Here is a 7,759-nt window from a genome sequence, read left to right on the forward strand (position 1 = left end):
GTGCCGTTTCGGGGGAAATCCGAAGCCGTGCGTGCGATCAGGGGATCGGCGCCGGCGCAGGTGGCGGAGGAACCGGCGCGGCCGCACCGTGTGCCGCTTGCGTCAGCCCCGGCAGGATCATGCCTTTGAGCAAGTCAATGGCTTGACCGGCGCCCAGCTGGTTGGCCGCGCTCATCATGTCGCTGACGAGCCCGCCGCTGGGGGCCGCCGGCGACGCACCGAGAGACGGGTCGCCAAGGATCGGGTAGGTGCCACCGGCGCCGGGGTCCAATCCGACGGGGTCGCTTATCGGCAGTTCGCTCGGATTCGACAGACCACCGGCACCGGTCGCCGGGGCAAAGGCGTTCGGGCTGGTCAACCCAGGTGTCAGCCCGGGGCTGGTCAGGCCGGGCGTGGACAGGCCCGGAGTCGCTCCAGGCGTCAGACCTGGGGTCAGGCCCGGGGTTGCGCCCGGGGTCAGACCCGGAGTCGTGAGCCCCGGGGTCGCGCCGGGCGTCAGGCCCGGAGTGGTCAGGCCCGGTGACGTCAGGCCCGGCGACGTCAGGCCCGGCGAGGTGAGACCTGGCGAGGTGAGACCTGGCGACGTGAGGCCCGGCGACGTGAGGCCCGGCGAGGTCAGCCCGGGGCTGGCCAGATCGGGCGAGCCCAGGCCGGGCGTGCCCAGGCTGCTGGGGCTGGTGGCACCGGTCAGGCTCGGGATCGGCGGGAGACTGACCCCGAACTGCGACAACCCCTGCGTCAGCGCGCCCATCAGCTCGCCAGGCAGGTCGGTCATGGCCGCGGCCCGGACGAACTCGTGGTGCACGGGTGCGGGCTTGGCGGTCAAGTCGCCAACAGCGATGTAAGCAAAAGGACTCGCGACCGCCAGAGCGGCGAACGCGCTCGTGGCTGTCGAGAGCCTGCGTCGACGTCGGTTCGGCACGGAAGTCTCCTCAATCTGGAAAAGCGGTCACTGTCATGCCCGCGGGCAAGGTGCCTGATAGGTCGTTCTCAGCACACATGACCGATGGTACGGACGTGAATGATGTGACTAGAGTGACGAGATCCAATCGTGAGCCAATCGCGACTTTCGTCATCAAAATCTGCTCTATCGTTACCCGCCACGCCGGTATTGACGCTTGCAGTGAAGGTCGTGGCATTAAGACCCGCGCGCAACGCCGCCGCCAAGCGGGCTGTGGTCTCGCAGTCCGATACCCTAGGCAACCGATGACTTCTCCTTCCGGTCGCTTTGACCTCTATGTCGTCGGCTCCGGATTTTTCGGTCTGACGATTGCCGAGCGCGTGGCTACTCAGCTCGGCAAGCGGGTGCTGGTCGTCGACAGGCGTCCGCATATCGGCGGAAACGCCTATTCAGAGGCCGAGCCGCAGACCGGTATCGAGGTGCACAAGTACGGCGCGCACCTGTTCCACACCTCCAACCAGCGGGTGTGGGATTATGTGCGGCAGTTCACCGACTTCACCGGCTACCAGCATCGGGTCTTCGCCATGTACGACGGCCAGGCCTACCAGTTCCCGATGGGTCTGGGTCTGGTCTCGCAGTTCTTCGGCCGCTACTTCACGCCCGACGAGGCCAGGTCGCTGATCGCCGAGCAAGCCGCCGAGATCAAGAGCGACGATGCGCAGAACTTCGAGGAGAAGGCGATCTCGCTGATCGGCCGGCCGCTGTACGAGGCGTTCGTGAAGCACTACACCGCCAAGCAGTGGCAGACCGACCCGAAGGAGCTGCCGGCGGCCAACATCACCCGACTGCCGGTGCGCTACACCTTCGACAACCGCTACTTCAACGACACCTACGAGGGCCTGCCGGTCGACGGATACACGGCCTGGCTGCAGAACATGGCGGCCGACGACCGCATCGAGGTCCGGCTGAACACCGACTGGTTCGACGTCCGCGACGAACTACGCGCCGCCAGCCCGGATGCTCCGGTTGTCTACACCGGTCCGCTCGACCGCTACTTCGACTATGCGGATGGCCACTTAGGCTGGCGTACTTTGGATTTCGAGCTGGAGGTGCTGCCAACCGGCGACTTCCAGGGCACCCCGGTGATGAACTACAACGACGCCGATGTGCCCTACACCCGCATCCACGAGTTCCGCCATTTCCACCCGGAGCGGGAATACCCGGCCGACAAGACGGTGATCATGCGGGAGTATTCCCGGTTCGCCGAGCAGGACGACGAGCCTTATTACCCGATCAACACCGAGTCCGACCGCGCGGTGCTGGCCGCGTACCGGAGCCGAGCCGCGAACGAAACCGCTTCGGCCAAAGTGCTTTTCGGTGGACGGCTGGGCACCTACCAGTATCTCGACATGCACATGGCGATCGCCAGCGCATTGAACATGTACGACAACGTCCTGGCGCCGCACCTGCGTGACGGCGCGCCGCTGACGAGAACAGCAGAGGAAGCATCCGGGGATGAGTAAGACCACGGTCGACGACGCAAACCGTGCCGCGACCCAGCAATCCGGCAAGGCGGTGAGTCTGCTGGCGCGCGTCATCCTGCCGCGCCCGGGCGAACCGCTCGACGTACGCAAGCTGTACCTGGAGGAGTCGGCCACCAATGCCCGGCGCGCGCATGCGACCGACCGCACGTCGCTGCAGATCGCTGCCGAGTCCGAGGTGTCGTTCGCCACCTACTTCAACGCGTTCCCGGCCAGCTACTGGCGTCGGTGGACGACGTGCACGTCGGTGGTGCTGCGTACCGAGCTCACCGGCAAGGGGCGCGTCGACGTCTACCGCACCAAAGCCACCGGGGCCCGGATCTTCGTCGACGGCCGCAATTTCGCCGCGACGGGCGGCGAGCCCGAGATCCTGGAATTCCAGGTCGGTCTCGATCCGTTCGAGGACGGCGGATGGATCTGGTTCGACATCACCACCGACACCGGCGTGGAATTGCGCAGTGCCGGCTGGTATTCCGACCAGCCTGCGCCGGGTGTCGCGAACGTCGCGGTCGGGATCCCGACCTTCAACCGGCCGAACGACTGCGTCAACGCGCTGCGCGAGCTAACCGCAGATCCCTTGGTGGACAAGGTGATCGGCGCTGTCATCGTTCCGGATCAGGGAACGTCGAAAGTCCGCGACCACCCCGATTTCGCCGCTGCCGCTGAGGCGCTGGGCGATCGGCTGTCGATCCACGACCAGCCCAATCTCGGCGGCTCCGGCGGATACAGCCGGGTGATGTACGAGGCGCTGAAAAACACCGACTGCCAGCAGATCCTGTTCATGGACGACGACATTGAGCTGCAGTCGGACACCATTCTGCGCATCTTGGCCATGCACCGCTTCGCCAAGGCGCCGATGCTGGTGGGCGGCCAGATGCTCAACCTGCAGGAGCCCTCGCACCTGCACATCATGGGCGAGATGGTCGACCGGGCGAACTTCATGTGGACCGCGGCGCCGTACACCGAATACGACCACGACTTCGCCGAGTATCCGTTGAGCGACAACAACCCTCGTAGCCAGCTGCTGCACCGGCGCATCGACGTCGACTACAACGGCTGGTGGACCTGCATGATCCCGCGCCACGTGGCCGAGGAGCTCGGTCAGCCGTTGCCGCTGTTCATCAAATGGGACGATGCCGATTACGGGCTGCGCGCCGCCGAGCACGGCTATCCGACGGCGACGCTGCCGGGTGCGGCGATCTGGCACATGGCGTGGAGCGACAAAGACGACGCCATCGACTGGCAGGCCTACTTCCACTTGCGCAACCGGCTGGTGGTGGCGGCCATGCACTGGGACGGCGAGGTCCGGGGGCTGGTCCGCAGCCACTTCAAGGCGACGCTCAAACACCTTTCCTGCCTTGAGTATTCGACAGTCGCCATCCAGAACAAGGCGATCGACGATTTCCTCGCCGGCCCGGAGCACATCTTCTCGATCCTGGAATCCGCTCTGCCAGAGATACATCGGATGCGCAAGCAGTATCCGGACGCGGTGGTTTTGCCATCGTCGGATGAGTTGCCGACGCCGTCGAAGCGGAACTACGAGATGAAGCCACCGGTGCATCCGCTGTCCATCGGCTACCGGCTGATCCGTGGAGTGCTGCACCAGCTCAAAGCGGCTGAGCCGGACCATCATCAGCGTCCGCAGCTCAACGTGCCGACCCAGGATGCCCGGTGGTTCCGGTTGTCCACCCTGGACGGTGCCACCGTCACCACGGCCGACGGCCGCGGCGCCGTCTACCGTCAGCGCGACCGGGACAAGATGTTCGCGCTGCTGTGGCAGTCACTGCGCCGCCAACGCCAGCTGTTGCGCCGCTTCGACGAGATGCGCCGCGCCTACCGCGATGCGTTACCGGTGCTGTCCAGCAAGGAGAAATGGGAGACCGTGCTGTTGCCGGCCCACAACAACGTGTCGGGCAATGGCCGACATCACAGCTGAAACGGCTTCGCCGAGCGGCGAAGTGGCCGTACTCGTCGCCGTGCAGTCGGCGTTGGCGGATCGCCCGGGCGCGCTGGCGGTGGCACGGGCGATGTCCTATTTCGGTGAGCACAGCCTGGGCTGGCTGGCGGTGTCGGCGATCGGTGCGATCCTGCAGCCGGCCCGACGCCGCGGCTGGCTGGTGGCCGGCGCGGGGGCGTTCGCCGCGCACGCCGCGGCCGTCGTGATCAAACGGCTGGTGCGTCGCCCGCGGCCGCATCATCCCGCGGTCGCGGTCAATGTCGGCACCCCGAGCAGCCTGAGTTTCCCGTCAGCGCATGCCACCTCGACCACCGCGGCGGCCATCCTGCTGGCCCGGGTCACCGGTTCGCCGCTGCCTGGCATGCTGGTGCCGCCGATGGCGCTCTCCCGAGTGCTGCTCGGCGTGCACTACCCCAGCGACGTGGCCACCGGTGTGGCGGTCGGGGCCGCGGTGGCGGCGGTTGCCGCGCGGGTCGACCGGCGCTGGCCGACGACAGGTGGAGCGTAACGATGAGCGAGCAGGTTGACGACAAGGTAGCCAGACCGCCGGCCAACCTGATTGTCGGCGTGGTCAAGGCGATGCGTCCCCGGCAATGGGTGAAGAACATCCTGGTGGCGGCGGCTCCGCTGGCTGCCTGGGGCACCGCCGCCCACTACAACTACCGCGACGTATTCATCCAGGTCGCGGTCGCATTCGTGGTGTTCAGCCTGGGTGCCTCGTCGATCTACCTGGTCAACGACATCCGCGACGTCGAGGCCGATCGCCAGCATCCGACCAAGCGATTCCGCCCGATCGCCGCCGGCATCGTGCCGCAGTGGCTGGCCTACACGCTGTCGGCGGCGCTGGCCGCAGCGTCGCTGGGCATCGCGTGGTTGCTCACGCCCAACCTGGCGCTGGTGATGGCCGTCTACATCGGGATGCAGCTGGGGTACTGCTTCGGACTCAAGCACCAGGCGGTGATCGATATCAGCATCGTCTCGTCGGCGTATCTGATCCGCGCGATCGCCGGCGGTGCCGCCACCAATACCCATCTATCGCAATGGTTCTTGCTGGTAGTGGCATTCGGGTCGTTGTTCCAAGCGGCGGGAAAGCGTTACGCCGAGCTGCAGTTGGCCGAGCGCACCGGAGCCAGCATCCGCAAGTCGCTGGAGAACTACACCAGCACCTACCTGCGGTTCGTCTGGACGATGTCGGCCACTGCGGTCGTCGTCTGCTACGGGTTGTGGGCATTCGAGCGCGATCACGGCAGGGCCGGCTGGTTCGTGGTGTCGATGGTGCCGTTCACGATCGCGATCCTGCGCTACGCGGTGGACGTCGACGGCGGTGTGGCCGGCGAGCCTGAAGACATCGCGCTACGCGACCGGGTGCTGCAGATGCTGTTCCTGGCCTGGATCGGAACCATCGGTGCCGCAGTCATCCTCGGCTGACGTCGCCTCAGATCCACCGGCCGCGATTCGCCGGCCGGTGCTCAAATCGTTTGGCCGGCCTACTTTCCCTTACGACGTCACGGTTCGGGCCAGTCTGTGGGCAAGTGTGGCCGTGGTCGCCGTGCTGTTCGGTTGGGGCGCTTGGCAGCGGCGCTGGATCGCCGACGACGGGCTGATCGTGTTGCGTACTGTGCGAAACCTGTTGGCCGGCAACGGCCCGGTGTTCAATCAGGGCGAGCGGGTCGAGGCCAATACGTCGGTGGTGTGGACGTACGCGGTGTACGCAGCCAGCGCTGTGACCCGGCCCCTGCAATTGGAGTATGTGGCCCTGGCATTGGCGCTCGGAATGAGCCTGGCCGGTCTGGCGATGCTGATGCTGGGCACCGGTCGGTTGTTCGCTCCCAGCCTGGTGGGCCGGCGCGCGATCATGCTGCCGGCCGGCGCACTGGTCTACATCGCGGTGCCGCCGGCGCGCGACTTCGCCACGTCCGGCCTGGAAAGCGGTCTGGTAATGGCCTACCTCGGTCTGCTCTGGTGGATGTTGGTCTGCTGGTCGCAGGCCAAACGGGGACGGCCGCCGGGACGGGTGTTCGTCATCGCGCTGGCCTTCGTGGCCGGCTGTAGCGTCCTGGTGCGCCCCGAGCTTGCTCTGATCGGGGGTGGGGCGCTGATCATGATGCTGATCGCCGTGCAGGGCGGGCGGCGCCGGCTGGAGATCGTGGTGGCCGGCGGGCTGTTGCCGGTGGGCTACCAGATTTTCCGAATGGGCTACTACGGCTTGCTGTTTCCCGGCACCGCGCTGGCCAAGGACGCCGGCGGCGACAAGTGGTCGCAGGGCCTGATCTATCTGTCGAACTTCAACGGGCCCTACGCGCTGTGGGTGCCGGCGTTGCTGCTGACCGGGCTGGGGCTGGTCCTGTGGGCGTCGGCCCGCCGGGGCAAGGGCACCAGCGCCTTGCCGGCCGCCGGTGGGCCGCTTGCCCGCACCGTGCAGACCCCGTCCGCCGTCGTGGTGTTCATCCTGGTCAGCGGGCTGTTGCAGGCGCTGTACTGGATTCGGCAGGGTGGGGATTTCATGCATGGCCGGGTGCTGCTGGTCCCGCTGCTGTGTCTGCTCGCACCGGTGGCGGTGGTGCCGGTGGTGTTTCCCGAGGGCACCCGGCTGTCCCGCGAGGCCGGCTACTGGTTGGCCGGCGGGGTGAGCGCACTGTGGATGGCGATCGCGGGCTGGTCGCTATGGGCCGCCAATTCGCCCGGGATGGGCGCCGACGCCACCCGCGTCACCTACTCGGGGATCGTCGACGAGCGCCGCTTCTACTCGCAGGCAACGGGTCACGCGCACCCGCTGACGGCCGCCGACTACCTGGACTACCCCCGGATGCGCGCGGTGCTGGTGGCGTTGAACAACACCCCGGAGGGCGCGCTGCTGCTGCCGTCGGGCAACTACGACCAGTGGGACTTGGTCCCGCCCGTCGGCCCACCGATTCCACCGAAACAGCCGGGCACGCCACCGGACGGTGTGCCGCCCGCCCCACCGCCGGCAGCCCAAAAGGGCCCGCACACAGTGTTTTTCACCAACCTCGGCATGGTCGGGATGAATGTCGGGCTGGATGTCCGGGTGATCGACCAGATCGGGCTGGCCAACCCGCTCGCGGCGCACACCGCCCGGTTGCAGCACGGCCGGATCGGTCACGACAAGAACCTCTTCCCGGATTGGGTGATCGCCGACGGGCCGTGGGTGAAGTGGTATCCGGGTGTGCCGGGCTACCTGGACGCGAAATTCGTCGCGCAGGCCGAGGCAGCGTTGCAGTGCCAAGGTACCCAGCAGATGCTGAATTCGGTGCGCGCTCCGATGGGCTTCCACCGGTTCCTGTCGAATCTTGTGCACTCCTTCTCGTTCACCCGCTACCGGATCGACCGTGTTCCGCGTTA

At 66.8% G+C, this 7,759-nt stretch carries 6 protein-coding genes; 5 read left to right on the top strand and 1 reads right to left on the bottom strand.

Going from position 1 to position 7,759, the window contains the following annotated elements:
- Positions 1 to 37: 37 nt before the first annotated feature.
- Positions 38 to 922: a hypothetical protein gene (locus VGH54_RS08180; RefSeq protein ID WP_331511439.1), complete on the bottom strand. Its 885-nt coding sequence runs from the start codon at positions 920 to 922 to the stop codon at positions 38 to 40.
- 284 nt (positions 923 to 1,206) lie between these two features.
- Between VGH54_RS08180 and glf the strand changes: the two genes are divergently transcribed.
- The 5 genes from glf to aftB all read left to right on the top strand — a co-directional run.
- Positions 1,207 to 2,424 carry a UDP-galactopyranose mutase gene (gene glf / locus VGH54_RS08185; protein ID WP_331511440.1) on the top strand — a complete coding sequence of 406 codons (1,218 nt, stop codon included), beginning with the start codon at positions 1,207 to 1,209 and terminating at the stop codon, positions 2,422 to 2,424.
- Complete coding sequence (locus VGH54_RS08190) at positions 2,417 to 4,378, top strand: glycosyltransferase (RefSeq protein ID WP_331511441.1); 1,962 nt, start codon at positions 2,417 to 2,419, stop codon at positions 4,376 to 4,378. Before glf ends, VGH54_RS08190 begins: the two co-directional genes overlap by 8 nt.
- Positions 4,359 to 4,907 carry a phosphatase PAP2 family protein gene (locus VGH54_RS08195; protein WP_331511442.1) on the top strand — a complete coding sequence of 183 codons (549 nt, stop codon included), beginning with the start codon at positions 4,359 to 4,361 and terminating at the stop codon, positions 4,905 to 4,907. Before VGH54_RS08190 ends, VGH54_RS08195 begins: the two co-directional genes overlap by 20 nt.
- A gap of 2 nt (positions 4,908 to 4,909) precedes the next feature.
- A complete protein-coding gene (locus VGH54_RS08200; protein ID WP_331511443.1) occupies positions 4,910 to 5,827 on the top strand; it encodes a decaprenyl-phosphate phosphoribosyltransferase in 918 nt (305 codons plus the stop codon).
- On the top strand, positions 5,805 to 7,759 hold a 1,955-nt coding region (gene aftB, locus VGH54_RS08205), incomplete at its 3' end, for a terminal beta-(1->2)-arabinofuranosyltransferase (RefSeq protein WP_331511444.1). The genes VGH54_RS08200 and aftB, both read left to right, overlap by 23 nt.

Source organism: Mycobacterium sp., assembly GCF_036488105.1.
Taxonomy (GTDB): Bacteria; Actinomycetota; Actinomycetes; order Mycobacteriales; family Mycobacteriaceae; genus Mycobacterium.

Coding starts and splice junctions, on each gene's coding strand:
- glf (WP_331511440.1), top strand. CDS start 1,207: ATGACTTCTCCTTCCGGTCGCTTTGACCTCTATGTCGTCGGCTCCGGA.
- VGH54_RS08200 (WP_331511443.1), top strand. CDS start 4,910: ATGAGCGAGCAGGTTGACGACAAGGTAGCCAGACCGCCGGCCAACCTG.
- VGH54_RS08195 (WP_331511442.1), top strand. CDS start 4,359: ATGGCCGACATCACAGCTGAAACGGCTTCGCCGAGCGGCGAAGTGGCC.
- VGH54_RS08190 (WP_331511441.1), top strand. CDS start 2,417: ATGAGTAAGACCACGGTCGACGACGCAAACCGTGCCGCGACCCAGCAA.